Source organism: Peribacillus frigoritolerans (genome assembly GCF_030676415.1).
Classification (GTDB): Bacteria; Bacillota; Bacilli; order Bacillales; family DSM-1321; genus Peribacillus; species Peribacillus frigoritolerans_A.
In genome coordinates this window covers 171,554-197,983 of record NZ_JAUUTW010000008.1, presented here as the reverse complement: position 1 = coordinate 197,983, position 26,430 = coordinate 171,554, and the positions used below count along the sequence as shown (strand labels likewise).

Annotated in this window: 26 protein-coding genes; 1 reads left to right on the top strand and 25 read right to left on the bottom strand. The window is 42.4% G+C overall.

The genetic code is table 11. The features are described from left to right. Positions 1 to 304 precede the first annotated feature (304 nt). The 18 genes from Q8G36_RS10740 to Q8G36_RS10655 all read right to left on the bottom strand — a co-directional run bounded on the left by Q8G36_RS10740 (position 305) and on the right by Q8G36_RS10655 (position 15,774). Positions 305 to 898 (bottom strand): TIGR01440 family protein, encoded by a 594-nt coding sequence (locus Q8G36_RS10740; protein ID WP_305159843.1) that lies wholly within the window; start codon positions 896 to 898, stop codon positions 305 to 307. Positions 899 to 967: 69 nt separating this feature from the next. Further along, a complete protein-coding gene (gene rpiB, locus Q8G36_RS10735; RefSeq protein ID WP_034315832.1) occupies positions 968 to 1,414 on the bottom strand; it encodes a ribose 5-phosphate isomerase B in 447 nt (148 codons plus the stop codon). A gap of 31 nt (positions 1,415 to 1,445) precedes the next feature. Next, complete coding sequence (locus tag Q8G36_RS10730; protein WP_305159844.1) at positions 1,446 to 1,652, bottom strand: hypothetical protein; 207 nt, start codon at positions 1,650 to 1,652, stop codon at positions 1,446 to 1,448. A gap of 133 nt (positions 1,653 to 1,785) precedes the next feature. Then, the gene (locus Q8G36_RS10725) at positions 1,786 to 2,229 is read right to left on the bottom strand and encodes a low molecular weight protein arginine phosphatase (RefSeq protein WP_305159845.1); all 444 of its coding nucleotides are present in this window, start codon (positions 2,227 to 2,229) and stop codon (positions 1,786 to 1,788) included. Between the two features lie 144 nt (positions 2,230 to 2,373). Continuing rightward, entirely contained in the window at positions 2,374 to 2,940 is a 567-nt protein-coding gene (locus Q8G36_RS10720) for a manganese efflux pump MntP family protein (protein ID WP_305159846.1), read from the bottom strand. Positions 2,941 to 3,014: 74 nt separating this feature from the next. After that, positions 3,015 to 4,064, bottom strand: a complete 1,050-nt coding sequence (locus Q8G36_RS10715; protein WP_305159847.1) for an L-threonylcarbamoyladenylate synthase — start codon at positions 4,062 to 4,064, stop codon at positions 3,015 to 3,017. Between the two features lie 289 nt (positions 4,065 to 4,353). Further along, positions 4,354 to 5,289, bottom strand: a complete 936-nt coding sequence (gene spoIIR, locus Q8G36_RS10710) for a stage II sporulation protein R (RefSeq protein WP_305159848.1) — start codon at positions 5,287 to 5,289, stop codon at positions 4,354 to 4,356. 151 nt (positions 5,290 to 5,440) lie between these two features. Beyond that, positions 5,441 to 6,295 carry a peptide chain release factor N(5)-glutamine methyltransferase gene (gene prmC, locus Q8G36_RS10705; protein WP_305159988.1) on the bottom strand — a complete coding sequence of 285 codons (855 nt, stop codon included), beginning with the start codon at positions 6,293 to 6,295 and terminating at the stop codon, positions 5,441 to 5,443. Between the two features lie 7 nt (positions 6,296 to 6,302). Beyond that, on the bottom strand, positions 6,303 to 7,382 hold the full coding sequence (gene prfA / locus Q8G36_RS10700; protein ID WP_305159849.1) for a peptide chain release factor 1: 1,080 nt from the start codon (positions 7,380 to 7,382) through the stop codon (positions 6,303 to 6,305). Between the two features lie 151 nt (positions 7,383 to 7,533). Continuing rightward, positions 7,534 to 7,989 (bottom strand): hypothetical protein, encoded by a 456-nt coding sequence (locus Q8G36_RS10695; RefSeq protein ID WP_305159850.1) that lies wholly within the window; start codon positions 7,987 to 7,989, stop codon positions 7,534 to 7,536. 211 nt (positions 7,990 to 8,200) lie between these two features. Continuing rightward, positions 8,201 to 8,806 carry a thymidine kinase gene (locus Q8G36_RS10690; protein WP_034315845.1) on the bottom strand — a complete coding sequence of 202 codons (606 nt, stop codon included), beginning with the start codon at positions 8,804 to 8,806 and terminating at the stop codon, positions 8,201 to 8,203. A gap of 138 nt (positions 8,807 to 8,944) precedes the next feature. Continuing rightward, a complete protein-coding gene (rpmE, locus tag Q8G36_RS10685; protein ID WP_034315847.1) occupies positions 8,945 to 9,145 on the bottom strand; it encodes a 50S ribosomal protein L31 in 201 nt (66 codons plus the stop codon). A 149-nt stretch (positions 9,146 to 9,294) separates the two neighbouring features. After that, a complete protein-coding gene (rho, locus tag Q8G36_RS10680) occupies positions 9,295 to 10,584 on the bottom strand; it encodes a transcription termination factor Rho (protein ID WP_305159851.1) in 1,290 nt (429 codons plus the stop codon). Positions 10,585 to 10,902: 318 nt separating this feature from the next. Beyond that, entirely contained in the window at positions 10,903 to 11,865 is a 963-nt protein-coding gene (gene glpX, locus Q8G36_RS10675; RefSeq protein ID WP_214744235.1) for a class II fructose-bisphosphatase, read from the bottom strand. 99 nt (positions 11,866 to 11,964) lie between these two features. Then, complete coding sequence (locus tag Q8G36_RS10670; protein ID WP_305159852.1) at positions 11,965 to 13,248, bottom strand: UDP-N-acetylglucosamine 1-carboxyvinyltransferase; 1,284 nt, start codon at positions 13,246 to 13,248, stop codon at positions 11,965 to 11,967. 207 nt (positions 13,249 to 13,455) lie between these two features. Continuing rightward, positions 13,456 to 14,106 (bottom strand): fructose-6-phosphate aldolase, encoded by a 651-nt coding sequence (fsa, locus tag Q8G36_RS10665; protein ID WP_034315855.1) that lies wholly within the window; start codon positions 14,104 to 14,106, stop codon positions 13,456 to 13,458. 193 nt (positions 14,107 to 14,299) lie between these two features. Then, positions 14,300 to 15,157 carry a class II fructose-bisphosphate aldolase gene (locus Q8G36_RS10660; RefSeq protein WP_053536898.1) on the bottom strand — a complete coding sequence of 286 codons (858 nt, stop codon included), beginning with the start codon at positions 15,155 to 15,157 and terminating at the stop codon, positions 14,300 to 14,302. 245 nt (positions 15,158 to 15,402) lie between these two features. Continuing rightward, positions 15,403 to 15,774 (bottom strand): response regulator, encoded by a 372-nt coding sequence (locus tag Q8G36_RS10655; protein WP_305159853.1) that lies wholly within the window; start codon positions 15,772 to 15,774, stop codon positions 15,403 to 15,405. Positions 15,775 to 16,072: 298 nt separating this feature from the next. On the opposite strand from Q8G36_RS10655, the gene Q8G36_RS10650 reads away from it, so the two are divergent. Next, positions 16,073 to 16,600, top strand: a complete 528-nt coding sequence (locus Q8G36_RS10650; protein WP_305159854.1) for a DUF2529 domain-containing protein — start codon at positions 16,073 to 16,075, stop codon at positions 16,598 to 16,600. Positions 16,601 to 16,936: 336 nt separating this feature from the next. Here Q8G36_RS10650 and Q8G36_RS10645 read toward each other — a convergent pair whose 3' ends face one another. The 7 genes from Q8G36_RS10645 to Q8G36_RS10615 form a co-directional block, all read right to left on the bottom strand. Then, positions 16,937 to 18,544 (bottom strand): CTP synthase, encoded by a 1,608-nt coding sequence (locus Q8G36_RS10645; protein ID WP_305159855.1) that lies wholly within the window; start codon positions 18,542 to 18,544, stop codon positions 16,937 to 16,939. Between the two features lie 410 nt (positions 18,545 to 18,954). Beyond that, on the bottom strand, positions 18,955 to 19,542 hold the full coding sequence (gene rpoE, locus Q8G36_RS10640; RefSeq protein ID WP_305159856.1) for a DNA-directed RNA polymerase subunit delta: 588 nt from the start codon (positions 19,540 to 19,542) through the stop codon (positions 18,955 to 18,957). A 212-nt stretch (positions 19,543 to 19,754) separates the two neighbouring features. After that, the gene (locus tag Q8G36_RS10635; protein WP_305159857.1) at positions 19,755 to 19,916 is read right to left on the bottom strand and encodes a hypothetical protein; all 162 of its coding nucleotides are present in this window, start codon (positions 19,914 to 19,916) and stop codon (positions 19,755 to 19,757) included. 138 nt (positions 19,917 to 20,054) lie between these two features. Beyond that, the gene (gene icmF, locus Q8G36_RS10630; RefSeq protein WP_305159858.1) at positions 20,055 to 23,321 is read right to left on the bottom strand and encodes a fused isobutyryl-CoA mutase/GTPase IcmF; all 3,267 of its coding nucleotides are present in this window, start codon (positions 23,319 to 23,321) and stop codon (positions 20,055 to 20,057) included. Positions 23,322 to 23,332: 11 nt separating this feature from the next. Further along, entirely contained in the window at positions 23,333 to 23,983 is a 651-nt protein-coding gene (locus Q8G36_RS10625; RefSeq protein ID WP_305159859.1) for a TetR/AcrR family transcriptional regulator, read from the bottom strand. A 112-nt stretch (positions 23,984 to 24,095) separates the two neighbouring features. Further along, the gene (locus tag Q8G36_RS10620; protein WP_251426986.1) at positions 24,096 to 25,235 is read right to left on the bottom strand and encodes an acyl-CoA dehydrogenase; all 1,140 of its coding nucleotides are present in this window, start codon (positions 25,233 to 25,235) and stop codon (positions 24,096 to 24,098) included. Between the two features lie 27 nt (positions 25,236 to 25,262). Further along, on the bottom strand, positions 25,263 to 26,399 hold the full coding sequence (locus tag Q8G36_RS10615) for an acyl-CoA dehydrogenase (RefSeq protein WP_305159860.1): 1,137 nt from the start codon (positions 26,397 to 26,399) through the stop codon (positions 25,263 to 25,265). Positions 26,400 to 26,430 lie beyond the last annotated feature (31 nt).

The window sequence follows — 26,430 nt, the reverse complement described above, 5'->3', positions numbered from 1 at the left end:
TTGTATACGTACTAGCAGTACACTAAATGGTTCTTCCATACTGTCACAACCAGTTTCTTATACAGGGTATCTTCCTTAAGATCCACCAAAAAAAGTTCAGCCTGGTTGTATTGTTATTTTCCATTATCGTCAAGGGGTTAATGGGTTAGACTCTATTTTTGAGATTAGATTTTCGTAGTAGATGGTGGCGGCGAGGAGCGCCGCCATAGGAGTTTCTTATGAAACTTATCTTGCGCTTTACGATTTGGCTCGCATTCAATTAAAAAACAGCATTCCCCATTCGAGAAATGCTGTCTCACGTACCTTAAGTACAACTCTTGTTTTCAGAGATGGCCTGATAAACGGCCCGCTCCCCGCCAATCAGTTTCGGGCGGGTTTTCGCCATGGTCACATGTGCATGTCCTATTTCTTTAATGGCAGAGCGAAGTGGAACCGCCACATGCTTCAGATGCATGCCGATAAAGGTGTCCCCAATGTCTATCCCCGCATCAGCTTTGATATGTTCAACGACGACAGCATCTTTCCATTGCTGATAGGCGTACGTCGCCATCGATCCCCCAGCTGTTCTTACAGGTACAACCGAAACTTCTTCATAATCATATCGAACTGCGGTTTCCCTTTGTAAAACCAAGGCCCTGTTTAGATGCTCACAACATTGATATGCAACCTGAACACCCGTTTTTTCTTGAAATTCCCTAACTACGGAAAAAATCATCCCCGCAACATCGAGCGTCCCTTCAGTACCGATCCTTTTCCCGATCACTTCACTTGTACTGCAGCCGATCACCAGCAGCTGTGTCTCTTTTAAAGCTGTCTGTTCTTGAAACTCATGTAAAAGTTCCCGAAACTGGTTTTCCCATATCTCAAGCTCATTTGAAAATGTAGCATCACTTGTCATGAAAACGCATCCTTTCAATAAGAAAACTTGCTATCGGAAGAAAAGGGGTCTCTCCAAAAACCATAAGAATTAGCTATGTTTACCTTCATACTCCGCGATCTTACCGATCCTGTTTTGATGGCGCCCGCCTTCAAATTCCGAAGTCAGCCATGTTTGTGCAATTTCCCTGGCCAGACCCGGGCCAATGACACGTTCCCCCATCGCTAACATATTGGTATCATTATGCTGACGGGTCAATTTCGCACTATAGACATCATGAACCAATGCACATCGTATTCCTTTGACCTTATTAGCAGCAATGCTCATTCCGATTCCAGTTCCACAGATTAAAATGCCCCGATCGAACTCACCCCGCGCCACTTTTTCAGCAACCGGCAAGGCATAATCAGGATAATCCACCGACGTACTGCATTCACAGCCAAAGTCCTCAAATGGAATCTGTAACTCATTCAATAAATTCTTTATTTCTTCACGGATATGTATACCACCATGATCCGAAGCAATCGCAACTTTCATCATAATCCTCCTCTAGCTTTTTCATTTGATTTTATTGTGTCACAAAATTATGAAAAGATAAAGGATGTCCATCCTTTTTCCCCGCAAAGAAGCAGGAAACCAAATCGGGTTTCCTGCTGTAAAATGTCAGTGTGAAAGCGGGTGTCCTGTTCAACTTTTCCACTTGCCCTTTCATTTCCATTGCCGATTTTTCGACATTTCCCATGACTATCGCTTGTTTGCTTGTCGCAGTCGTCACTTCTTCCGCTCCAGCAGATGTTTATTCTGCAATAGCAGTCACTTCTTGGGACTGCCTTGATCCTACTCTTTGCATTGACGTTCAACAAGCTTAGTAATATCTTTTACTGCAGCGACCACATTATGTACCCTGTTTATTCTTTAAGCCTTTTGACTAATTCTTCTATTAATTCCTGCAGCTCCCTGAACGTTTCCCGATAAATGCCTTCAGAACCACCAAACGGATCTATTATGTCTTTATCATATTTATCATCAATAATGAATTCTTTTAAAGTAAAAGTCTTATCGATCATTTGGGGGTATTCACGGGTAATGACCGATTTATGCCCTTCCGTCATGGTGAAAATATGAGTCGCCCACTCCATTTCCTTCTCGGATAAAGGCGTTGAATGATGATTATGCACTATGTCATTTTCAACCAATACATTTTTAGCATGCATCGAAGCGTCCTGGCCTGATGAAGCATACACGCCAGCTGACTTCACTTCAACACCCGCAATATTCTTATTTTTCAATATCGCCTCTGCCATCGGGCTTCTGCATGTGTTACCTGTACATACAAATAATACTCGGATCATTTATAACGCCTCCTTTTTTATTCATTATAAGCTATCGCCCGTTTAATATAGTCAAAAAAATCACTCTCATTATGTCCTAGAAAAATAAAAACCGCTCCGTTAATTCGGAACAGTTGAGGAAGGAATGATATGAATTCAGGCTGATCAAAAAGAGAACAATAATTTCAATCCAAACGCACACAGGATGCTTCCGCCAAGAATCTCACTATACACGCCAAGCAAGCCCTGCATTTTTCTGCCCAGTAAAAGCCCAGCCCACGTTAATAGAGTGGCAGCAAACCCAAAACAAAGAACGGTTAAAATCGTTTTTGCACCGTAAATTCCCAGTGTCAATCCTACCGAGAAGCTATCCAGGCTTACCCCTAAAGCAAAAATGAATAGACCTTTCCCGACAGGAGCCAGCATCTTATTTTCCATGGCACCAGCTCCATCCTTTTTACCTGGGATAAACATCTGTATACCAAGAATGATCAATAGTAGACCGCCTGCGTATGCAGCAAAAGTCCCGAATTTTTCTGAAATGAAACGGCCTGCCCCCATTCCAAGCAAGGGCATCCAAATATGAAAAATGCCTACTGTCAGCCCTATAAAAAGTATTTGCCTCAACCTTAGCTTAAACATTCCCATTCCTAGGCCGACTGAAAAGGCATCCATTCCCAACGCGAATGCCATTAGCAATAAGGTGATGATTTCTCCAGCAAATGTATTCATTCCAATCCCCCTCGGACGTGCCTACTACATGTTATGCATGTCCGAAAAGAAATAGAAGAATAAATCAGTCCTTATTACACATGTTCCTTGATGATTTGATGGCCTGCAGCCTTCTCAAGCCGGTTCATGACCGCTGCTCCTATTCCATGGTCAGGAAACATTTCACTAAAAATGACATCGACCTCCAGCTCGTCAAACTGTCTTAAAGCATCATATAAGCCTGTCGCAACAGTATGTAAATCCGCTAATGAACCTGGGACAACCACATAATCCGCCTTATAATCCTGTTGATGTTCATAAGCCGTTATGATTCCCACCTTTAATCCGTCACTTCTTTTTTCATCCACAAGCTTCTGAAAAAAAGCTTGATTACCCTTGACTAAATATAGAGGGGCCTTCGGAGCATAGTGGGTATATTTCATGCCCGGGGCTTTTGGCGCCGTTTCCTGATTCTTCAAAGCGACATCTTGCCTGACTTCCCCTATTACGGCTTCCAGCTGTTCTAGGGTCACCCCGCCAGGCCTTAAAATAACAGGGACTTCCACAGTGCAATCAAGTACTGTGGATTCTACGCCCACACCCGTAGTCCCACCATCGACTATGCCTGCAATTCGTCCCATCAAGTCATCTTCAACATGTTTCGCTGAAGTGGGGCTTGGTTTCCCAGAAGTATTTGCACTTGGAGCCGCAATGGGCAAATCACTTGCACGAATAAGGCCGAGGGCAACCTGATGATCTGGCATCCTGACAGCGACCGTGTCCAATCCAGCTGTCACAAGATTTGATAGTTGGCCCGGTTTTCGTTTCATGATCAAAGTCAAAGGACCCGGCCAAAATTCTGCCATTAGCTTCCTGGCCTGTTCCGGAATCTCTTCTACAATACCTGACAACTGGTCATCGGAGGCTATATGAACGATTAAAGGATTATCACTCGGACGCCCCTTTGCTTCAAACACTTTTTTGACCGCCTCGTCATTTTTGGCATTCGCGCCTAGTCCATAAACGGTCTCTGTAGGAAAAGCAACCACTTGATTAGCCTTTAATAATTCAGCTGATTGGGTAATCTGGGGATAACTTTGTAAATTATCCACATTTTTATCCACTGACCAAATTTTCGTTTTCATCTTGAACACCATCGCCTTTTAACATTTCTTATTTTAAATAACCGCTTTATATGAACGATATTTTCAACTTATCGGACTAATTTCACTTAAAAGATACTTTGAAAGTATAAAAGAAGTATACACATAATTCAAGTGTTATCCACAAATTGGGGATAACTATATCGAATCCGTGGATAAGTTTGTGGATATTAATGATTATTGACAGACTTTTTTGATTTTTTGTTAATAACCCTGTGGATATGTTTTTGAAATTGTCTGATTTTAAAAAAAGAGGGCAGCTTCCCCCTCTTTAAAATAGATCATTGAAGATTTCTGCAAACAAGGACCTCACTTCCACCTCAGGCTCCTTTTCCCCTTCATATAATTGTTGACCTTGTTCATTGGATGCCACAAGTTCAACCTTTTTTTCTTCAACATTCCCTTCAACTACTTCCTCCGTCACTTGTTCCTTATCTTTTACTACTGCCACTTCTTCTTTTACCTCTGGCTCTACAATCTCTTCTTTTACCATTTCCTCCGGTACTTCCTCTTTAACGCTTTCCTCCACTGCCTCTTCTTCAACTACTTCCTCGGGCCCTTTTTCCTTTTCAGCCAGCACTTCTTCTTCAATCACTTCCTCTGCAACAGGTTCACTCTCTTCATTCGTTGCAGCATACGCCTTCCCTTCCGAACTCAAGGATCCTTCATCCTCATCCTCGACAATCGGACTTTGACTTACAGCCGTCCCATTTGAAAAATCCAAGAAACATAATGGGGGAAATAGAACACACCACCAATTAGCGCCTTCCCCTTCACCGAGCGTGATGATCACTGCTTCATAATCACCTGCCGGATATAAATACTGCCCGTAGAGTTTTGTCGGAAATTCAGCTTGTCCAAAATCCACTTTAACTGACTGCTCCAAACCCTGTTCCTTTATAACTGCCTCAGCTGTCGCTTGGATATCCGGTAGATGCGAGGTGATCACATCCCTCGCTTCATCCAAAGAAGTAAGTTCCTCGACCCACTTTGTGATATCTTCATTTACTTCATCCCTAATCAACCGTTTAACGGCTTGATCCTCTTCTGCATCACTATTGGCAAGTATCCGCAGACGAATAGCCTCATCCGGGATCATCTTTATATCTTCTGCACCGACCATCTCCGCTTTAGGCATATATATACTTACGATCGTTCCTATAGTTAAGATTAATAGATAAATAATGGCTAAATGTTTAGTTTTCATCGCCTTCGCCCCCTCACATGAATTAGTCTCACCATTTTCCAGCTATCTTAAACTAGTAAAAATAAAAAAAGTTGATAGCTGAAAATATAGATTCCAAAGGATAATGAGGGGTTTGTCCCTAAAAAAATCCGTCTCACATATGGGAGACGGATCACTTTAATACAGCAAAGACCATTCGATCTTTTTCATTAATGTCATTTACAATGGATACTGCTGCGGCTGGAAAGGTTCGCTTCAATAAATCGGCAACCGCATCACCCTGTCCAGTGCCCACTTCAAAACCGATCAGCCCAGGCACCTTCATGACCAAAGGTAACTGTTCCATAAAACGGCGGTAAAAATCCAGCCCATCGATACCGGCAAATAATGCACGATGTGGTTCATGGCCAGTCACGACTACTGACATGGATTTATGATCATCATCTGGTATATATGGTGGATTCGATAAAAGGATGTCCACCTTCTGGTTTATGTTTATGAAAGGCAAAAGCAAATCACCTTGCATGAACTCCACTTCGGCACCAAGTGATTCGGCATTTTTCCTCGCCACCTCAAGCGATGGTTCCGCTATGTCCGTGGCCGTCACCAACAAGTTTGATTTTTCAAGTTTCATCGTTATGGCGATTGCGCCGCTGCCGGTTCCAATATCAGCTAAACGAAGCTTCTGTCCCTCCATAAAAATGGCCGGGAGTTTACGTAATGTATAATAAATCAATTCTTCTGTTTCAGGTCTCGGGATGAGCACTTCTTCATTCACAATGAAGGTACGTCCATAAAATTCTTCACTGCCGATTATATATTGGATGGGCGTTCCCTCGGCGTGCAGCTCAATAGCGGCCTTAAATTGCCCAAAATCCGCTTCACTAAGCTCATCATGAAGGTTGGCCAGCATTTGTGAGCGAGTTTGTTTTAAAAAGTGCTGTAAAAGGATTTCCCCAGCATTGGCATCACGATCATTTTCCTTTAAAAAAGAAGAAGCCCATTTAAGGGCTTCAAACACTTTCATCGCAGAATTACTCATCTGCATTTTCCAGCCTTGAAGATTGGTCTTCCATGATTAATGCATCAACGACTTCATCCAGTTTACCTTCCATGATTTGATCCAGTTTTTGAATCGTTAAACCAATACGGTGGTCGGTAACGCGATTTTGCGGGAAGTTATAAGTGCGAATCCTTTCGGATCGATCGCCCGTTCCAACGGCAAGCTTCCTATTTTGATCATATTCCGCCTGTACTTCGCGATGGATTTTATCGTACACCCTGGCACGCAAAACCTTCATTGCTTTTTCTTTGTTCTTGATTTGTGATTTTTCATCTTGACAGGATACAACCGTATTAGTCGGAATATGAGTCAAGCGCACGGCAGACATTGTCGTATTGACACTTTGCCCTCCAGGACCGCTTGATGCAAAGGTATCGACACGAACATCCTTATCATGGATTTCAACTTCCACTTCCTCAGCTTCGGGTAAAACGGCAACCGTGGCTGTAGATGTATGAATACGTCCGCCTGATTCAGTTTCAGGTACTCGCTGAACGCGATGCGCCCCATTTTCGAACTTCAATTTTGAATAAGCGCCATTGCCATTAATCATGAATATGATTTCCTTGTAGCCGCCAAGCCCTGTAGGACTTGCTTCAATGACTTCAGTCCGCCAACCCTGCACTTCAGCAAAACGGCTATACATTCGGTATAGACTACCTGCAAATAAGGCCGCCTCATCTCCGCCAGCCGCTCCGCGGATCTCCATGATTACGTTTTTATCATCGTTAGGGTCTTTCGGAATAAGCAATATTTTCAGTTTATCCTCAAGGCCTTGTATGGTCACATCAAGTTCATTGATCTCTTCTTTTACCATTTCACGCATATCCGCATCAAGTTTCTCCTCAAGCATCGCCTTCGCTTCCCGGAGTTGCTCCCGAACCGCTTTATATTCCTTATAAGTCGATGCGGTCTCTTGAATGCTGGATTGTTCCTTAGAATATTCCCTTAGCTTCTTAGAGTCATTAATGATCTCCGGGTCACTTAATAGTTCATTCAATCTTTCATATCTATCTTCTACTGCTTGCAAACGATCAAACAAATTATTCACCTCATAAATTTTCCAAAACATCTGAAACGAATTGGAAGTAATCCATCTTTTCTAACTATAAATAAGTAGCTCAGTGCCCCAGCTCAGTTCACTTCTAGGTTAATTATAGTATAGGTGAATAATCAACGTCAAAGAGGATTCAAAAATGTCGTTATTTCTTTAATTTGACATCTATATTATATTGAGGCACAACCCTATTTATCATGCCTTGTATTCGCTGCATTTCCTCATTTCTTTCTTTTTCCGTCTTGATTTCGCCTTTATCATGGACCGTAACATGTATGGTATTTCCATTAAACCAAACGGAGCCCGCCTCATAATTAGTTTCCGATTCAATGACTCCGCGGATTTCATCAATTTGCTGCCCCATGGATGGAGAATTATTGGATGTATGATGCGGTGTGTTGAGGACCTGGTCTGATGGCCGTTCCGCTTCATTGTCCCAATCATTATTGGATACTTGATTTAAACCATTACCAACAAAATCCCTGCCATCCCGGGATTGATCCCCATATTCCGAATCATTATTTATTGCATTGTCATTTTGACCGCATGCCGTTAGTGCAGCAAGCAGAAAGGCCGTCATAATAAGCAGTTTTGACTTCATATTTTTTCCCTCCATTTTGACTGGTTAAGAAGAACATTTCCTCGTTAGCCTACCCAAAATGGGGCAATATTTATCTTTTATCTCCCTTCCATGTATTGGTCATGCCATCTGAATAGCTCCGGCAGTTTTTCCGCCCGTTATTATTCTATTCCCAACCATTTCTTCATAAAAAAGCACCCTACGATCTCATTGGATCGTAGGGCACCATCATTCAAATATGTTCTTTAATCCCAACAGCCTGCTTACCCGGAACTTCGTGATGATGGCGGCAGCGGGGCTCGTATGATTCCGATGCACCCACAAGGATGATCGGCTCATCATAGGAGGCCGGCTCACCATCTATCAAGCGCTGTGTCCTGCTAGCAGGTGATCCGCACACTTCACACACAGCCTGCAGCTTAGTCACCGATTCTGCAAGCGATAATAGAACAGGCATAGGACCGAATGGTTCACCTCTGAAATCTTGATCGAGTCCAGCCATAATCACTCGATAACCGCTGTCCGCAAGATGCTGGGCAACCCCGATAATTTCATGATCAAAAAATTGCACTTCATCTATTGCAATGATATCCAAGGGCTTGTCCAAATACTTAAAAATATCCGTTGAATGGGCAATCGGTTTTGCCATCACAGAAGAGCCATTGTGTGATACGACAGCCTCTTCCGCATAGCGATTATCAATAGCTGGTTTAAATACAGCTATCTGCTCTTTAGCAAATTGAGCACGGCTGACTCGTTTAATCAATTCCTCAGATTTACCTGAAAACATGCTTCCGCAAATAAGCTCGATCCAGCCTGTTTGTTTCATTACATACATGGAAACAGCTACTCCCTTCCACCTGTCGATCCCTTGGCCATAATTGAATTCGACCCGGCTTTATATAAATTCTTACTTGTTTATGGAAAAGAAAAAACAGGCAAGAAAAATACTTGCCTGTTTTTTAAAAAGTCCGGCTTATTTAATACCGTATTTTTTGTTGAAACGATCAACACGTCCGCCAGCTTCAGCGAATTTTTGACGACCAGTATAGAATGGATGGCACTCTGAACAAGTCTCAACTTTGATCTCTTCTTTAACTGAACCAGTTTCAAAAGTGTTTCCGCAAGAGCAGATTACTTTTGAAAGCTTATAATTTGGATGAATTCCAGTTTTCATTCTTTTCAGCTCCTTATGCCCTGAATCATTCGAAACAGAGTTATATACTTCAAGTTGAGGGAAAAACACCCTCACATTTATTGTAAAAACACATGAACTCATTATAACAACTTAAGACTAGTTGTGCAACTGTTTGTTTCTTACAGGGTTTAAGAACGTTTTACGCTCGATGGCCCCTTTTTCATTTCTGACATCTCTTCATCCAGCTTACTGAAAAATTCTTCATTACCTTTTGTCTGTTTTAGACGGCGAAGGAATTTCTCCGAGAAATCGGGTGAATCTGACATCGTTTTCCTAATGGCCCATAGTTTATCCAGGCGATCTTTCGGAATTAACAATTCTTCTTTACGAGTGCCTGAGCGACGAATATCGATTGCCGGGAAGATGCGTCTTTCGGCAAGGGCACGATCTAAATGCAGCTCCATATTGCCCGTACCTTTAAATTCTTCATAAATGACATCGTCCATTCTTGAACCCGTATCCACCAATGCTGTAGCAAGGATTGTCAGGCTGCCGCCTTCCTCGATATTCCTTGCCGCACCGAAAAAGCGTTTTGGACGGTGGAATGCGGCAGGGTCAATACCCCCTGATAGTGTACGCCCGCTCGGCGGAATGACAAGGTTGTAAGCACGGGCAAGCCGAGTGATGCTGTCCATTAAAATGATGACATCCCGTTTATGCTCCACAAGGCGCATGGCTCGTTCTAACACCAGCTCAGCAACCTTGATATGGTTTTCCGGCACTTCATCGAAAGTCGAACTTACCACGTCTCCTGCGACGGAACGTTCAATGTCTGTCACTTCTTCCGGGCGTTCATCGATCAACAGCACAATCAATTCCGATTCGGGATGGTTTGTGGTTATCGCATTGGCAATTTCCTTGATGAGCATCGTTTTACCGGCTTTTGGCGGTGCGACAATCAGACCACGCTGTCCAAAACCGACCGGTGCCAGGACATCCATAATCCTGGTTGATAAGTTCTTCGGTGTCGTTTCCAGTTTAATTTGCCTGTTTGGATACAGCGGTGTTAAACCTGGAAAGTGGACACGCTCTTTAGCTGATTCCGGATTATCGCCATTGACTGCTTCAACATGCAGCAATCCATAATAGCGCTCGTTTTCTTTTGGAGGCCTTACCTTACCGGAAACTTTATCTCCATTTCGCAAATCGAATCTGCGGATCTGTGAAGCAGAAATATAAATATCCTCCGAGCTAGGAGAATAATTAATTGGACGCAGGAAACCGAAGCCCTCTGAAGGGATAATCTCTAAAACGCCCTCCATGAATAGGAGACCATCCTGCTCAGCTTGTGCTTTCAGGATAGCGAAAATAAGTTCTTTTTTTGAAAGTTTGCTGTAATAGGAAACTTTATATTCACGCGCGTGCTCATAGAGATCCTTTAGTTTCATGTTTTCTAAATTAGAAATAGTTAAATTCATTATGACACCACACTTTTATTAATTAAACGTTTTCACCCATACTGAAAAAGAAATGGTTTGTTAGATGGAAGAAAAACCGCAATCCATGTACCCGACCAGAGTTTTCTTAGAAAGGATGATACATTTTTACATGTAAAGAAGAAAATTATTTGAAGGCTTCTTGAAGTTTGGAGTGAAAGGGCAGATTTTAAATTATTAATAGTAGACCAAGCTTTATTTTACTTTTTTTATTTTAATTATTCAACTTAAATTTTTTAAAAGAGAAAGCGAGCGATGAAACCGCTCGCTTTTTAAAAGTGATTTTTCTAAAAAACGCTATCAGTCAATCAAACCATTCGGTTTAATCTTAAGACTGTGACGCCCATCAATGAATCGAACGGTACCAGATTTAGCACGCATGACTACGGATTGTGTTTCGCCGTAATGCCCTTTAAATTGTACACCGCGTAAAAGTTCTCCATCAGTCACACCTGTTGCAGCAAAAATTGCGTCATCTCCGCGAACAAGGTCTTCCATTCTGAGGACTCTTCCTAAATCAAGGCCCATTTTTCCACAGCGTTCCACTTCTTCATCACTTTGAGGAACGAGCTTACCTTGAATTTCCCCTCCGAGGCATTTCAAGGCAACGGCTGCAATAACTCCCTCTGGAGCTCCGCCAGATCCGAATAAGATATCAACACCGGTAAGATCGAAGGCCGTATTTATGGCTCCTGCTACATCTCCATCGTTGATCAACTTGATACGTGCCCCTGCCTCACGAAGTTCATGAATGATCTTTGAATGACGATCGCGGTTCAATACTGTCGCAACCACGTCTTGGATATCTTTATTTTTTGCCTTGGCTACCGCTTTCAGGTTGTCCAGCACGGAAGCATTGATATCAATCTGACCAACTGCCTCAGGTCCAACGGCTATTTTATCCATATACATATCCGGCGCATGAAGCAAGTTCCCCTTATCGGCTATGGCCAATACAGCCAATGCATTCCAGCCGCCAGAAGCAACGATGTTTGTTCCTTCTAAAGGATCAACCGCAACATCCACTAGTGGCCCAAGACCAGTACCAAGTTTTTCACCAATATAAAGCATTGGCGCTTCATCCATTTCCCCTTCACCGATTACAACCGTTCCTTGCATGGGAATGGTATTGAAAACATCCCGCATTGCAGTTGTTGCTGCATCATCTGCTTCGTCTTTCTTTCCTCTTCCCATCCAACGAGCTGAATTTAGTGCCGCCGCCTCTGTTACGCGGACAAGCTCCATCGATAAACTTCTTTCCATTTCCGGTTCCCCCTCATGTACACTAGCATGATTTATTTATATATTAGTATAACACATTATATCATATATAGTAACACAATGAGGTTACAAGAAAAGGGATCAGCTTTTAAGCTGCTCCACTTCTTCCTGCGTCATTTCTTCACGCCAAATCGTCGCTCCCAAACCTGAAAGTTTTTCAACAAGATGGCTATATCCGCGATCTATATGTTCAAGCCCGGTCACTTCTGTAATCCCTTCAGCCATTAAACCGGCAATTACCAGAGCTGCTCCGGCACGTAAATCGCTTGCCTTCACTTTTGCCCCATGAAGCTGGACAGGACCATCGACGATGCCTGCTCTGCCCTCGACTTTGATCTTCGCATTCATGCGTCGCAGTTCATCAATATGCTTAAATCGTGCCCCGTATATCGTATCGGTAACCATGCTAGAACCGCTTGCTTTTGTTAAAAGGGAAGTGAAAGGCTGCTGAAGATCTGTTGGGAATCCAGGGTAAACCAATGTCTTGATATCAACGGATTTATATTTTTCTCCCGGTGAGACAAATATCTGGTCATCACCCGCTTCAATATTAATCCCCATTTCCCTCAATTTGGAAGTCAATGACTCCAAATGCTGGGGGATGACATTATCGATCAGAATTCCTTCACCGACAGCAGCGGCTAAAATCATGAAAGTACCGGCTTCAATCCGATCCGGTATGATCGTATGCTTGCACCCATGCAAACTTTCCACACCATCAATACGAATGATATCCGTTCCTGCACCCTTTATTTTCGCTCCCATATTGGTCAACAATGTGGCAACATCGATGATTTCCGGTTCTTTCGCAGCGTTTTCAATCACAGTGCGGCCTTTGGCCAAAACGGCGGCAAGCATGATGTTGATCGTTGCCCCCACACTGACGACATCCAAATATATGCGTGCTCCCCGGAGCTCGTCCGCCCTAAGGTAAATGGCTCCTTGCTCATTCGTCACTTGTGCGCCTAGTGCTTCGAACCCCTTAATATGCTGATCTATCGGACGGGGTCCTAAATGGCAGCCTCCAGGCAAGCCGATCACTGCCTTTTTGAATTTACCAAGCATTGCCCCCATTAAATAATAAGAGGCACGTAACTTCTTGACCCTTCCATTGGGAAGAGGCATTGAAATCATCCTGCTGGGGTTGACTGTCATTTCTCCTTCATCAAAGGATACCTCACCGCCAATTTCCTCCATTAACTCTTTCAGCATCTGTACATCCGAGATATCAGGCAGGCCTTCAATCGTTACGGGAGAGTCCGCTAAAATTGTTGCCGGAATAAGGGCAACCGCACTATTTTTTGCTCCGCTGACACGAATGCTTCCCTTTAGAGGATAGCCACCGGCAATTTTAAGTTTTTCCATAATAAACTCCCTTCCACGCTAAGCACTTAGAAGCTACTTTAAAAAGTAATATTTTACCACAAGGAAATTGCATAATCCGACAAGTTTTACTATCTAGTTCTTTAGTTTACACAAAAGTAGAAAATTCATGTAAAAAAAAGATAAAATTTCTATTTTATGTTAATTTTATTAAAACGGTGCAATCTATAGCGACTTAGCGGCAAGGCATTATGCTTCAGTACGTGAATTCCAATCGTTCAAGAAAGCTTCAATCCCTTTATCCGTTAATGGGTGGTGGAATAATTGCATTAAAACTTTATAAGGGATCGTTGCAATATGCGCCCCTTTAAGAGCCGCTTCTGTAATATGCATCGGATGGCGGATGGAAGCTGCAATGATTTCAGCATTGATATCATGGATCGCAAATATGTCAGCAATATCCGAAATTAAATCCAAACCATTTTGGCCGATGTCATCCAAGCGTCCTAAAAATGGCGATACATAAGTTGCTCCTGCCCTAGCTGCCAATAATGCTTGGTTGGCACTGAAAATAAGGGTAACATTTGTTTTGACACCTTGTTTTGTAAGTGCTGAAACAGCCTTCAAGCCGTCTGGAGTCATTGGCACTTTAATCGTGATATTAGGTGCAATCGCAACGAGTTCTTTGGCTTCGGCCATCATTCCTTCAAAATCAAGCGCAATGACTTCAGCAGAAACGGATTCCTTAACAAGGCTTGTGATTTCTTTTAGCCGGTCATGGAAAGAAACTCCCTTTTCTCTTGCAACAAGGGACGGGTTAGTCGTAACACCTGCTAAAACGCCAAGTTCGTGCGCTTGTTTGATTTCTTCCATGTTTGCTGTATCTATAAAGAATTTCATAAAATATCCTCCGTATGTAATCGATTTTTTATTTCTCTATATGCCTCTGAATTCTAATTGTTCGAAAAATAGAGCCCGGATTCAGCCCTGCATCTAAAAGAAACCATTAGGGGGGAGCCCCCCAATGGGAATATTGCCTTTATCATCTTACATTTAAAGGGATGGAACCCTTACCCTTATGTTACGTTTGAAATTATGCTTTGCCGTTAGAACCGAATTCACGTATTTTGCCGATGACAGTTTCTTTAATAGCTTCACGGCCAGGAACCATGTATTTACGAGGATCGTACACTTCAGAATCGTTATTCAGAATTTCACGAACAGCTTTTGTGAACACGATTTGATTTTCTGTATTCACATTGATTTTTGATGTTCCAAGAGAAATCGCTTTTTGGATATCTTTCAGAGGGATGCCTGTACCACCATGAAGAACAAGAGGTTTGTTCGTTAAATCCCGTACTTCTTCCATTTCTTTATAGCCTAGGTTAGGTTCACCTTTGTATGGTCCGTGAACGGATCCCAAAGCTGGAGCAAAACAGTCGACATTCGTTTCTTTAACTAACTGTTCACATTCTTGAGGGTCTGCATATACGACACCATCAGCGATTATATCATCTTCTTGTCCGCCAACCGTGCCCACTTCCGCTTCAACCGAAACATTCCGTGCGTGAGCGAATTCGACAACCTTTTTGGTTGTTTCGATATTTTCCTCGATCGGATGATGTGAAGCGTCGATCATTACTGAAGTGAATCCGGCTTCGATAGCTTCCTTACATTTATCAAAACTTGATCCATGGTCTAGGTGAATGGCCACAGGAACAGTTATTTTCATGTCTTCCAACAATCCTTGAACCATCATGACAGTCGTTTTAAAACCACCCATATGACGGGCAGCACCTTCGGAAACACCAAGGATGACTGGAGATTTTTCTTGTTCTGCAGCAGCTAGAATAGCTTGAGTCCATTCAAGGTTATTGATATTGAATTGACCTACTGCATATTTTTCATCAAGGGCTTTATTCAGCATATCTTTCATAGAAACTAAAGGCATTTGATTTCCTCCTACTAGTGGATGTTATAAATTTTAAAGTTAATTCTTTCTAGATATTCCCTAAAACGAAAGTAGCATACGCTTATAAATCAGAATATCTCTCCTCTTTTAGCATATCAATACATCAAAAAAACAGCAACAAATTCACTTTACGAGCCTCAAAATTTATTCCAAAAAAACACGGCCTATCTAAAAAAGATAGCCGCAGCAATTACTCCATCAATAATATTAAATTTTCAAGACCGTTAATTTGATTGAATCGGTAAGTACTCACGAACGGCTTTTCTAATGTCATCAATATCAAATGGCTTTGCAAAGTGAGTCATTGCCCCTAAATCCTTTGCTTCTTGAATCATATCAAGTTCACCATATGCCGTCATGATTATGACCCGGATGTCCGGATCGACGACTTTCATCCTTTTCAAGATCTCAATCCCATCCATTCCCGGAATCTTCATATCCAGCAATACAAGATCAGGTGAATGGTTATTTAGCACTTCCAAGGCTTGAATGCCATTAGCGGCTTGAAATGTTTCATACCCTTCTTTATGTAGAACCTCGTTCAATAAAATACGAATCCCAAATTGATCATCAACAATCAATATTTTCCCTGGCATTTTATCACCTCTCCCCTTCCCGATTCATCCATTAAATATATTAGCCTATCCGGCCATATTACCCGAAAAAGGGTAGTTACATAGATTGCGTTAAATGACTTAAGGTCTAACGCATTTATTGTTCATATTCGATAATTGTAACAAAATTCCTGCTTTATGGCTAAAAAGAATTTTAATTTTTTTGTTTTTTCTACCGATTTAGTAAATTCAGCCCTTTGGATCAAAAGCCCTGAAACCTGTCAATGCAAAGGAAAGTCCTTTATAATAAGTATATTATTTTTTAAAGGAGTCCCTGATCATGTTAAAAATTTTCTCGACACAGATAAGCGGTTTATTTAAAAAAATGATTGAAAATGAAGCCTTTGAAATGGAGGATGCCGGACGCTTGCTGGCTCAGGCTGCGGTTGGGGACGGTTCTGTGTTCATTCACGGTTTTGGTGAAATGCAGGGCGTCACTGCCGAGGCTTTGGATGGGGCAGAACCCTTTCCTAAGGTAAAAAGATATGAATTAGAAACCATTTCCAGGGAAGATCGATTTCTTATATTCAGCCGCCATTCGGACGATTCAGAAGCATTGATGCTGGCAAAACAACTCAAGGAAAAAGATATCCCATTTGTTGCGGTTTCTACATCCGTCCCTTCTGAAGAAGATTCTCTTTTGGAGCTGGCTGACGTACATATTGATTTACGTATCCAACGGGGATTGATTCCCGATGAAACCGGAAATCGATATGGGTACCCTACCCTCATTGCCGCTCTTTTCGCTTATTATGGGATTAAATTCACTCTTGAAGAAATCATAAAAGAATATGAAGATGAAGAATGATAAATTCATCAAAGAAAAACAGATTGGGAAGTATATCTTTCATCAAATGATGTTCCCGAACCAACTGACCCAAAGCAACACCTTCAACTCCTTAGGTATGATTTCTATCCAGTTGATTGGAGCGGAAAGTGCGAGACTCCTGCGGGAAAATCGCGTCTAAGGGAAGACCCCGCAGGCGCAAGCCGAGGACGCTCCATGACCGCCCACGGAAAGTGAGTGCCTGGAATGGAAATCAACGCCCAAATTGTAGAAGCCATAAAAAAACTGTAGGCAAACTCGATTTTCTTCAAGTTTGCCTACAGTCTGAAACAGCCACATGGGCTGTTTTTTTGTTTATTAAAGATTTTTGCCGAGTTTTAATGACATACCGACAAAGTCACGGAATAGCGGCTGTGGACGGTTAGGACGTGACGTGAATTCCGGATGGAATTGAGAAGCCACAAACCAAGGATGATCTTTCAGTTCAACGATTTCAACTAGACGACCATCTGGACTTGTACCGGAGAACACGAATCCTGCCTCTTCCATAGCCTGACGGTAGTGGTTATTGAATTCATAACGGTGACGGTGACGTTCATAAACAACCTCGTCATTATACGCTTCGTATGCTTTAGTTCCTTCGATAAGCTTACATGGATACAGACCAAGACGCAGTGTACCGCCCAAATCTTCTACATCCTTCTGCTCAGGAAGAAGATCGATGATTGGATCTGGAGTTTCTTCATTAATTTCAGCTGAATGTGCTTCTGGCAATCCCAGGACGTTGCGTGCATACTCAATGGACGCCAACTGCATGCCTAAGCAAATTCCGAAGAATGGTTTTTTCGTCGTGCGGGCAAATTCGGTTGCTGCAATTTTCCCTTCGATTCCACGATCTCCAAAACCACCAGGGACAAGGATTCCATCTGCATCTTGAAGAAGTTCAGCAACATTTTCTTTAGTTACTTCTTCGGAATTCACCCAGTCGATTTCAACATCTGCATCAAATGCGTAACCAGCATGCTTAAGTGCTTCCACTACAGAAAGATAAGCATCTTGCAATTCAACATATTTTCCGACTAAGGCAATTTTCGTTTTCTTTGATAAAGAAGTAACCTTTTTGACTAGTTCCTTCCAATCTTCCATATCCGCTTCGCCACAGTCCAATTGCAAGTGATCACAAACGATTTGGTCCATATTTTGTGCTTGAAGCGCAAGAGGGATGGAGTAAAGTGTATCCGCATCAAGACATTCGATAACAGAATTTTTATCGATATCGCAGAATAAAGCGATTTTATCCTTCATATCTTGTGAAATCGGGCTTTCTGTACGTGCAACGATGATATTTGGCTGAATGCCAAGACTGCGTAATTCTTTTACACTATGCTGTGTCGGTTTTGTTTTCATTTCACCAGCAGCTTTGATGTAAGGAACCAGTGTACAATGGATATACATCACATTATTGATGCCGATATCACTCTTGATTTGGCGAATTGCTTCAAGGAATGGAAGAGACTCGATATCCCCTACAGTACCACCAATTTCAGTGATGACTATATCGGCATTCGTTTCATTACCTGAGCGGAAAACCCGTTCTTTAATTTCATTCGTGATATGGGGAATGACTTGAACCGTTCCACCTAGATAATCGCCACGGCGTTCTTTTCTCAGGACGGTTGAATAAATTCTGCCTGTAGTCACATTGCTGTGTTTACCAAGGTTGATATCAATGAAACGCTCATAGTGCCCCAAATCCAAATCCGTTTCAGCACCATCATCCGTTACAAACACTTCACCATGTTGATATGGACTCATCGTACCAGGATCCAAGTTGATATAAGGGTCAAACTTCTGGATCGTAACATTCAATCCCCTATTTTTTAATAATCTACCTAAAGAAGCGGCCGTTATCCCTTTTCCCAAGGAAGAAACTACTCCACCTGTCACAAAAATATATTTTGTCATCTTATATCCTCCTATAGAATGTTTTCTTCCAATTCTGTTCTTCACATCATAAATCGGAACCTGAATCAATCTTCCGCCACGGGAGCGGTTAAAAGCTAAAAACCGTAAACCAATACAAACCATTAATCACTTAAAGGTCTTTAGTGAGAGTCATGCAGGATACATGAACAAGAATAAATTTCCTTAAATGACAGTTAACATAAATATGTTCTCTATAGTTTTTACAATTCTACGAGAAATCATTTTTAAAAATAAAAAAATGATGTCATTTATTCATTCCATCATTAAAAACAAAAACGCTCCGCTTACAATAAAAGTAAGGGAGCGATATAATTTAATCATTGTGTCCTTTTTTAAGGAGCCCAAAAATGATTCTACAAATTTCGCCTCAAAAAGTCAAGGGCGATTATTTATTTCTCATCCTCTTTATCCACGTCATCCACGTCATCCAAGTCATCTTCGTCCTCATCATCTTCCAGGACAAATGCATCATCTTCGATTATTTCTTCTTCCAGATCGTCGTCATCATCCACGTCATCATCCAAAAGCACTTCGTCGATGACTGGAGTACCTAGAATATCATCATCGTCGTCATCTTCATCCTCGTCCAGATCATCGATATCTTCTTCAAAGTCAAGGTCCTCGTCTTCAAGTTCATCGAAATCGTCGATAACGACAGCAGCCTTTTTGGCTTTCTTTTTCTTTTTAGGTTTTACAACATGTACGACTTCTTCTTCGATTTGGTCAACCGGATACCATGTTTTCAATCCCCAGCGGTTGTCTCCAAGTGAAGTGAAACGGCCATCCACATTTAAATCCGTATAGAATTGTGCAATTTTCTTTTCCACTTCCGCTTTAGATAAATGGTGCAGTGAAGCTAATTCACTTATTAAGTCTTTAAATGGAATCGGTTCATTTCTTTCCACCAACAAATCATATGCCATCTCTATTAAGGACATTTCCAATAATTGCTCTTTTGAGTATTGTTTTAAACTCAAATTCCGCACTTCCCTTCTCTATTCAAACACTGAATTCCGTGTTTTTTCACATAAAAAAATAATCTAAAACAGTAGTTCGGTAAAATAACGACAATTCCTGCTAGACATATACTCCATTATAAACAATCTAAATGGGTTTATGCTAGTTCTATATGATACTTTCACAGATTTACCTCATTGTCTATCATTCACAGGAAACCAAAAGCTAAAGATCATTCCTTTTTCTTTTTGGATTTCTGACGATAGGCTGCCGTAAAAAAGACAACAGTCAGGATAAAAAAAGAAATGGCACCCAATTGATGTTCATACAGCTCAAATAAAAAAATGATGGCAAGAAAGTAACCTATGATTAAACCAATCATTTTCAGGTTCATTTTCTCAACTCCAATAGGGCTGATTCTTCATTTTTGCCCCTTTTCCAAATAATTATAAGGTAAAATCTTCATTTTGTTAAAAAAGACGGAATTTATTTAAAAAAGAGGCCCCTAAACGTTCGGAGCCCCCTTCTTGGTTTACATATTTCTTCGATATTGACCGCCTACATCATATAGCGCCCTCGTTATCTGACCCAGACTGGCCACTCTCACGCAGTTCATGAGTTCAGCAAAAATATTTTCCCCATTCATGGCTGCCAATTTCAGTTTAGTCAGCGCCTCATCCGTGAACTCCTTATTTCTTTCCTGGAATGCCCGGAGATTTATGATTTGCCCTTCCTTTTCTTCCTTTGTTGCACGGGCAATTTCCATGCTGTTCACTGCTTCTTCGGAAGGAGGATTTGGGTTCAAATACGTATTGACACCAATGATCGGCAATTCTCCCGTATGCTTTTTCATTTCGTAATGCATCGATTCATCCTGGATTTTCCCGCGCTGATACTGCGTCTCCATTGCACCCAGTACACCGCCCCGATCATTGATGCGATCGAACTCTTGCAATACGGCCTCTTCAACCAGATCCGTCAATTCCTCTACGATGAAGGCACCTTGCATCGGGTTTTCATTTTTTGAGAGACCATGCTCCTTTGTAATGATCATTTGTATGGCCATTGCCCGGCGCACGGATTCTTCAGTAGGCGTCGTGATGGCTTCATCGTACGCATTAGTATGCAGGGAGTTACAGTTATCCTGCAGGGCCATTAAAGCCTGAAGTGTCGTTCTGATATCATTGAAATCAATTTCTTGCGCATGAAGGGAGCGCCCGGAAGTCTGTATATGGTATTTGAGCTTCTGGCTACGGTCATTCGCACCATATTTATCCCGCATGACCGTCGCCCAAATCCTTCTTGCCACCCTCCCGATAACCGTATATTCCGGGTCGAGCCCATTTGAGAAGAAGAACGACAAATTCGGGGCAAAGTCATCAATATTCATTCCGCGACTTAAATAATATTCGATGTAAGTAAAGCCATTCGCTAATGTAAAAGCCAGCTGTGAAATGGGATTGGCACCCGCTTCTGCAATGTGATAGCCAGAAATGGATACAGAGTAGTAGTTCCTGACTTTCCGATCGATGAAATATGCTTGAATGTCCCCCATTAACCTTAAAGCAAATTCCGTAGAGAAGATGCATGTATTCTGGCCTTGGTCCTCTTTCAGAATATCCGCTTGAACAGTTCCGCGTACCGTTTGAAGGGTATAAGCCTGCACTTCTTCCGCTTCGGCATCCGTAAGGGGACGGCCTAACTCTTCTTCTTTCCGTTGAATCTGCTGATCGACTGCCGTATTCATATACATGGCCAAAATGATTGGCGCCGGTCCATTGATGGTCATGGATACAGAGGTTGAGGGGTGGCAAAGATCAAAGCCTGCATACAGCTTTTTCATGTCATCCAACGTACAGATGCTGACTCCGCTTTCCCCTACCTTTCCATAGATATCAGGCCGGTGATCAGGGTCCTCGCCATATAAAGTTACAGAATCGAAAGCAGTACTTAGCCGTTTAGCAGTATCATCCTTTGACAAATAATGAAAACGCCTGTTGGTTCGGTCGGGCGATCCTTCACCGGCAAATTGCCGCTTTGGGTCTTCCCCTTCACGCTTGAATGGAAAGACTCCCGCTGTGTAAGGAAAGAAGCCCGGAACGTTCTCACGGAATACCCATCCTAAGATCTCTCCATAATCCACATACTTAGGCAGTGATACTCTCGGAATCATTAAACCTGATAAACTTTTGGTTTTCAGTTTTGTGACGATTTCTTTATCCCTGACTTTCGTTACAAACTGCTCTCCTGCATACTTTTCTTTTAATTCCATCCATCCAGAAAGGATTTTTTTGGATTCAGGTGATAAATTCGAAGCGGTTTCCTTTTTCAGTTTTTCTAAAGAAGCCACCATATCGTCGTTGTTATCATTTTCCTTAATTGCATCAATTGCTCCTTCAAGCTGGAAAAGCCTCCGGGCCATACGTACTTGTTCAGCCGCACGCTTATGATACGATCTGACCGTATCACTGATTTCACGTAAATAATACCGACGGTCATTGGGAATGATGACATTTTGCTTGTAAACATCCGCTTCTTTCGAAAAGGCCGTACTCCAACCCGTCCCTGATTTTTCATTAAGCTTTTCAATCAGGGCAGCGAATAATGCATTGGTGCCTGGGTCATTGAATTGGGAAGCGATTGTACCGTATACTGGCATTTCTGATGGATCTTGATCAAAAAGTGTACGGCTTCTTTGGTATTGCTTTTGAACTTGGTTTTTTGCATCCTCGGAGCCTTTGCGCTCGTATTTATTAATGACTATCAAGTCTGCATAATCTATCATATCGATTTTTTCAAGTTGCGAAGGAGCACCGAATTCACTCGTCATTACATACATGGATACATCGCATATTTCGGCAATTTCTGCATCTCCCTGACCAATTCCGCTCGTTTCAACGATGATTAAATCGAAGCCAGCTGCCTTCACGACTGAAATGGCATCTTTTATCGCCAAAGACAACTCACTTTTTGAATGGCGCGTGGCTAGGCTCCGCATATATACACGCTCTGAAAAGATCGAGTTCATTCTGATCCTGTCACCAAGCAGGGCACCGCCCGTTTTCTGTTTGGTCGGGTCAACAGATAGAATGGCGACTCTCTCGTCTGGAATTTCGTTAATGAACCTTCGTATCAATTCATCAGTCAATGAGCTTTTTCCAGCGCCGCCAGTCCCTGTAATTCCTAGAACAGGAACTTTCTTTTCGGAAGTTTTGATCTGCTCAAAAAGACTCTCCACCGCTGCCGCTGATTCCTGTGAAACATCGAGTCTATTTTCGGCAAAGGTAATGAATTGGGCAATGGCATTTGTTCCCCCAGCAATCAATTCATCAAAGCGTTCCTGTAAAGATGGTTTGACTGTCGAGAAATCACACTCCTCCATCAATACGTTTATCATCCCTTGAAGCCCATATTCCCGCCCTTCATCAGGCGAAAAGATACGGGCAATCCCATAATCATGAAGTTCTTTAATTTCCCTTGGGATGATGACACCGCCACCGCCGGCAAAGATCCGAATGTGCTCGGCTCCCTTTTCCTTCAGCAGGTCATACATATATTTAAAATATTCCACATGTCCGCCTTGGTAAGATGACATGGCAATGCCTTGAACATCTTCCTGGATGGCCGCATTCACGATCTCTTCCACCGAGCGATTATGCCCCAGGTGAATAACTTCCGCGCCGCTGGACTGAAGGATCCTCCTCATAATATTGATAGATGCATCATGTCCATCAAATAAACTCGAAGCTGTAACGAATCTAATATGGTTCTTCGGTTTATACACCTCAACTGTACTCATTTTGCTCCTCCTTATTGAAACGTATTTATATCAGTGCTTTTTGTAAGCGATACATTTTGAATCAATAATTGCGTCTGCAGTTCAACATACTCTTGAAGCGTATACTGTTTATGCAAAGCCCATCTTCTAAAACTCCACATCTGTCCCTGAACGAAAATATTATGTGAAACAAGGCTTATTTGTTTTTCCGTCAACGATAGCTCCCCATTCTCAACACATTTCGTGATCACCTTTTCAAACATGCCGACCATCCGAAGTTCTTTATTCAATACATAAGGTAAAGCATCTTTCGTCAGGGCTTTCACTTCCTGATACATGACCAGCACTTCGTCCTGCATATCATCCATCACTTTATAAAAATAGGCGATCGTCAGCTTTAAGCTTTCAAGTGTCCCATCACTCTGTTCTATTTCTTTCTGAAGCTTTTCCTGGACTTCATCATAGATAAAGTCACAGACGAGATATAATATATCTTCCTTGGTTCGGATATACTCGTATAACGTGCCAATACTAAAGCCGGCCGCTTTGGCAATTTCCCTTGTAGTCGTACGATGAAATCCCTTTTCCTTAAAAAGGGTCACCGCCCCTTTAATCATTTGTGTACGCCTTTTTTCAACCAGCCGTTCATCCTTTACAGATGCAAGAACCTCTCTTTTTTCCATTTTCAAACTCCTTTTAAAAAGCCCATCATTTAACTGCCAAAGACATTCTGAAGAAATTGAAAAGGGAATTCCGGTAAAGGCAGTGCCTCATCGGAAAACCTCAGTTTCAACCCTATTTAGTAATCATCCGTGAAATGACCAGCTTTTGAATTTCCTGTGTACCTTCGTAAATCTGGGTTATTTTCGCATCGCGCATATACCGCTCTACTGGATAATCTTTTGTATATCCATAACCTCCAAAGACCTGTACGGCTTCTGTCGTCACTTTCATGGCGGTATCTCCAGCAAAAAGTTTGGACATGGCCGACTCTTTTCCATAAGGAAGACCCACTGATTCCAACCAGGCAGCCTGATAGGTTAATAGTCTAGATGCTTCGACACCGGTTGCCATATCCGCCAATTTAAAACCGATTCCTTGCTGTGCAGAAATTGGCTTGCCGAATTGGACGCGCTCTTTTGCATAATCAACTGCGGCATCCAATGCACCTTGGGCAATGCCAACAGCCTGGGCTGCAATTCCATTACGGCCGCCATCAAGTGTCATCATCGCTATTTTAAAGCCCTCTCCTTCTTTACCAAGGAGATTTTCTTTAGGCACTCGGCATTCATCAAAAATGATTTCCGTGGTCGGTGAGGAACGGATCCCCAGCTTCTTCTCTTTTTTACCGACACTAAAACCCGGGAAATCTTTTTCAATGATAAAGGCACTCGTACCTTTTTGTTTCGATTCAGGGTCAGTCAAAGCAAAGACAACATAGGTATCAGCAATCCCGCCGTTCGTAATGAAAATTTTTGAACCGCTGATAATATATTCATCACCTACAAGCTTTGCAGTCGTTCTCATACCGCCTGCGTCAGAGCCTGAGCTAGGTTCAGTCAGCCCATATGCACCGATTTTTTCACCCTGTGCCATTGGACGAAGGTATTTTTGTTTTTGCTCTTCAGATCCAAACTTATATATTGGCCACCCTGCAAGGGAAGTATGGGCTGATAACGTCACCCCAGTGGAAGCACAAACCCGGGAAAGTTCCTCAATCGCTATGCAATACGCTAAATAATCACTTCCAATTCCGCCGTATTCCTCAGGCCACGGAATCCCAGTCAATCCAAGTTCAGCCATTTTATCGAAGATCTCACGGTCAAATCGTTCTTCTTCATCCCTCTCGGCAGCTGTCGGAGCCACTTCATTCTGGGCAAAATCGCGCACCATTTTCCTGATCATTTCATGTTCTTCCGTTAGTTTAAATTGCATGACTATGCCCCTCCAATTTTTTCATAATTATAGGCTCTTACTGATGACCATTCTCTGTATTTCGCTTGTACCCTCATAAATTTCAGTTACCTTTGCATCCCTGAAATAGCGTTCGACCGGATATTCCATTGAATATCCATAGCCGCCGAACACTTGGACTGCTTCAATCGCCACCTCGACAGCCGTCCTCGAAGCGAATAGCTTAGCCATTGCCGCCTCTTTACCGCACTTCAATCCCTGCGAGCGTAAATTAGCCGCTCGATAGACGAGTAGCCTTGAAGCTTCTATACTCGTTGCCATTTCAGCAAGCTTGAAACCAATCCCCTGTTGTGCTGCAATAGGTTTGCCAAATTGAACTCTGTCTTTTGCATATTGGACAGCATGTTCCATGGCGCCTTCTGCAATTCCCAGAGCTTGAGCAGCAATGCCTATCCTTCCGGCATCCAAGTTGGCCATTGCGATCTTAAAGCCTTCACCTTCTTTGCCTAAGAGATTGGCAGCAGGCACTTTCATATCCTCGAACGTCACCTGTACGGTGCTCGATCCATGAAGGCCCATTTTACGTTCATCTTTACCGATGATTAAGCCTGGCGTCCCTTTTTCCACGATAAAAGCAGAGATTCCCTTGCTTCCCTTCTGAGGGTCGGTTGAAGCAAAAACAATGAATACATCCGCTTCCCCGCCATTGGTGATAAAAACCTTGGACCCATTTATTCGATATTCTCCGTCTTCCTTTACTGCCACTGCCTTCGATTTCAAACTCGCAGCATCGGAACCTGAGCTTTGCTCAGTCAAGCAAAATGCGCCTAAATATTTACCAGCGGCTAACTTAGGCACATACTTTCGCTTCTGCTCTTCCGTTCCAAAATAAACGATTGGATTTGTTCCAACAGAAGTATGAACGGACAGTATGACACCGAGAGTCGGACTAACTTTGGAAATCTCATTGATGGCGATGATATAAGACATGAAGTCCATACCCGCGCCACCGTATTCTTCTGAAATCGGGATTCCCATCAAACCAAGCTCTCCCATTTTTTGCAGAATCGTTTTTGGAAACACGCCTGTTTCCATTGCCTCGATATGAGGGGTAATCTCATTCTCCGCAAAAGTGCTTACCATTTTCCGCATCATTTCCTGTTCTTCTGTAAACTTTAAATCCATCCTTCATTCCTCCCCAGCTGCACATCTTTCA

Bases quoted from the DNA above. Each gene is read 5' to 3' on its own strand.
- Q8G36_RS10740 (WP_305159843.1), bottom strand. From the start codon at position 898: ATGACAAGTGATGCTACATTTTCAAATGAGCTTGAGATATGGGAAAAC.
- rpiB (WP_034315832.1), bottom strand. From the start codon at position 1,414: ATGAAAGTTGCGATTGCTTCGGATCATGGTGGTATACATATCCGTGAA.
- Q8G36_RS10725 (WP_305159845.1), bottom strand. From the start codon at position 2,229: ATGATCCGAGTATTATTTGTATGTACAGGTAACACATGCAGAAGCCCG.
- Q8G36_RS10720 (WP_305159846.1), bottom strand. From the start codon at position 2,940: ATGAATACATTTGCTGGAGAAATCATCACCTTATTGCTAATGGCATTC.
- Q8G36_RS10715 (WP_305159847.1), bottom strand. From the start codon at position 4,064: ATGAAAACGAAAATTTGGTCAGTGGATAAAAATGTGGATAATTTACAA.
- spoIIR (WP_305159848.1), bottom strand. From the start codon at position 5,289: ATGAAAACTAAACATTTAGCCATTATTTATCTATTAATCTTAACTATA.
- prmC (WP_305159988.1), bottom strand. From the start codon at position 6,295: ATGAAAGTGTTTGAAGCCCTTAAATGGGCTTCTTCTTTTTTAAAGGAA.
- Q8G36_RS10695 (WP_305159850.1), bottom strand. From the start codon at position 7,989: ATGAAGTCAAAACTGCTTATTATGACGGCCTTTCTGCTTGCTGCACTA.
- Q8G36_RS10690 (WP_034315845.1), bottom strand. From the start codon at position 8,806: ATGTATGTAATGAAACAAACAGGCTGGATCGAGCTTATTTGCGGAAGC.
- rpmE (WP_034315847.1), bottom strand. From the start codon at position 9,145: ATGAAAACTGGAATTCATCCAAATTATAAGCTTTCAAAAGTAATCTGC.
- rho (WP_305159851.1), bottom strand. From the start codon at position 10,584: ATGAATTTAACTATTTCTAATTTAGAAAACATGAAACTAAAGGATCTC.
- glpX (WP_214744235.1), bottom strand. From the start codon at position 11,865: ATGGAAAGAAGTTTATCGATGGAGCTTGTCCGCGTAACAGAGGCGGCG.
- Q8G36_RS10670 (WP_305159852.1), bottom strand. From the start codon at position 13,248: ATGGAAAAACTTAAAATTGCCGGTGGCTATCCTCTAAAGGGAAGCATT.
- fsa (WP_034315855.1), bottom strand. From the start codon at position 14,106: ATGAAATTCTTTATAGATACAGCAAACATGGAAGAAATCAAACAAGCG.
- Q8G36_RS10660 (WP_053536898.1), bottom strand. From the start codon at position 15,157: ATGCCTTTAGTTTCTATGAAAGATATGCTGAATAAAGCCCTTGATGAA.
- Q8G36_RS10655 (WP_305159853.1), bottom strand. From the start codon at position 15,774: ATGCCAGGGAAAATATTGATTGTTGATGATCAATTTGGGATTCGTATT.
- Q8G36_RS10650 (WP_305159854.1), top strand. From the start codon at position 16,073: ATGTTAAAAATTTTCTCGACACAGATAAGCGGTTTATTTAAAAAAATG.
- Q8G36_RS10645 (WP_305159855.1), bottom strand. From the start codon at position 18,544: ATGACAAAATATATTTTTGTGACAGGTGGAGTAGTTTCTTCCTTGGGA.
- Q8G36_RS10635 (WP_305159857.1), bottom strand. From the start codon at position 19,916: ATGAACCTGAAAATGATTGGTTTAATCATAGGTTACTTTCTTGCCATC.
- icmF (WP_305159858.1), bottom strand. From the start codon at position 23,321: ATGAGTACAGTTGAGGTGTATAAACCGAAGAACCATATTAGATTCGTT.
- Q8G36_RS10625 (WP_305159859.1), bottom strand. From the start codon at position 23,983: ATGGAAAAAAGAGAGGTTCTTGCATCTGTAAAGGATGAACGGCTGGTT.
- Q8G36_RS10620 (WP_251426986.1), bottom strand. From the start codon at position 25,235: ATGCAATTTAAACTAACGGAAGAACATGAAATGATCAGGAAAATGGTG.
- Q8G36_RS10615 (WP_305159860.1), bottom strand. From the start codon at position 26,399: ATGGATTTAAAGTTTACAGAAGAACAGGAAATGATGCGGAAAATGGTA.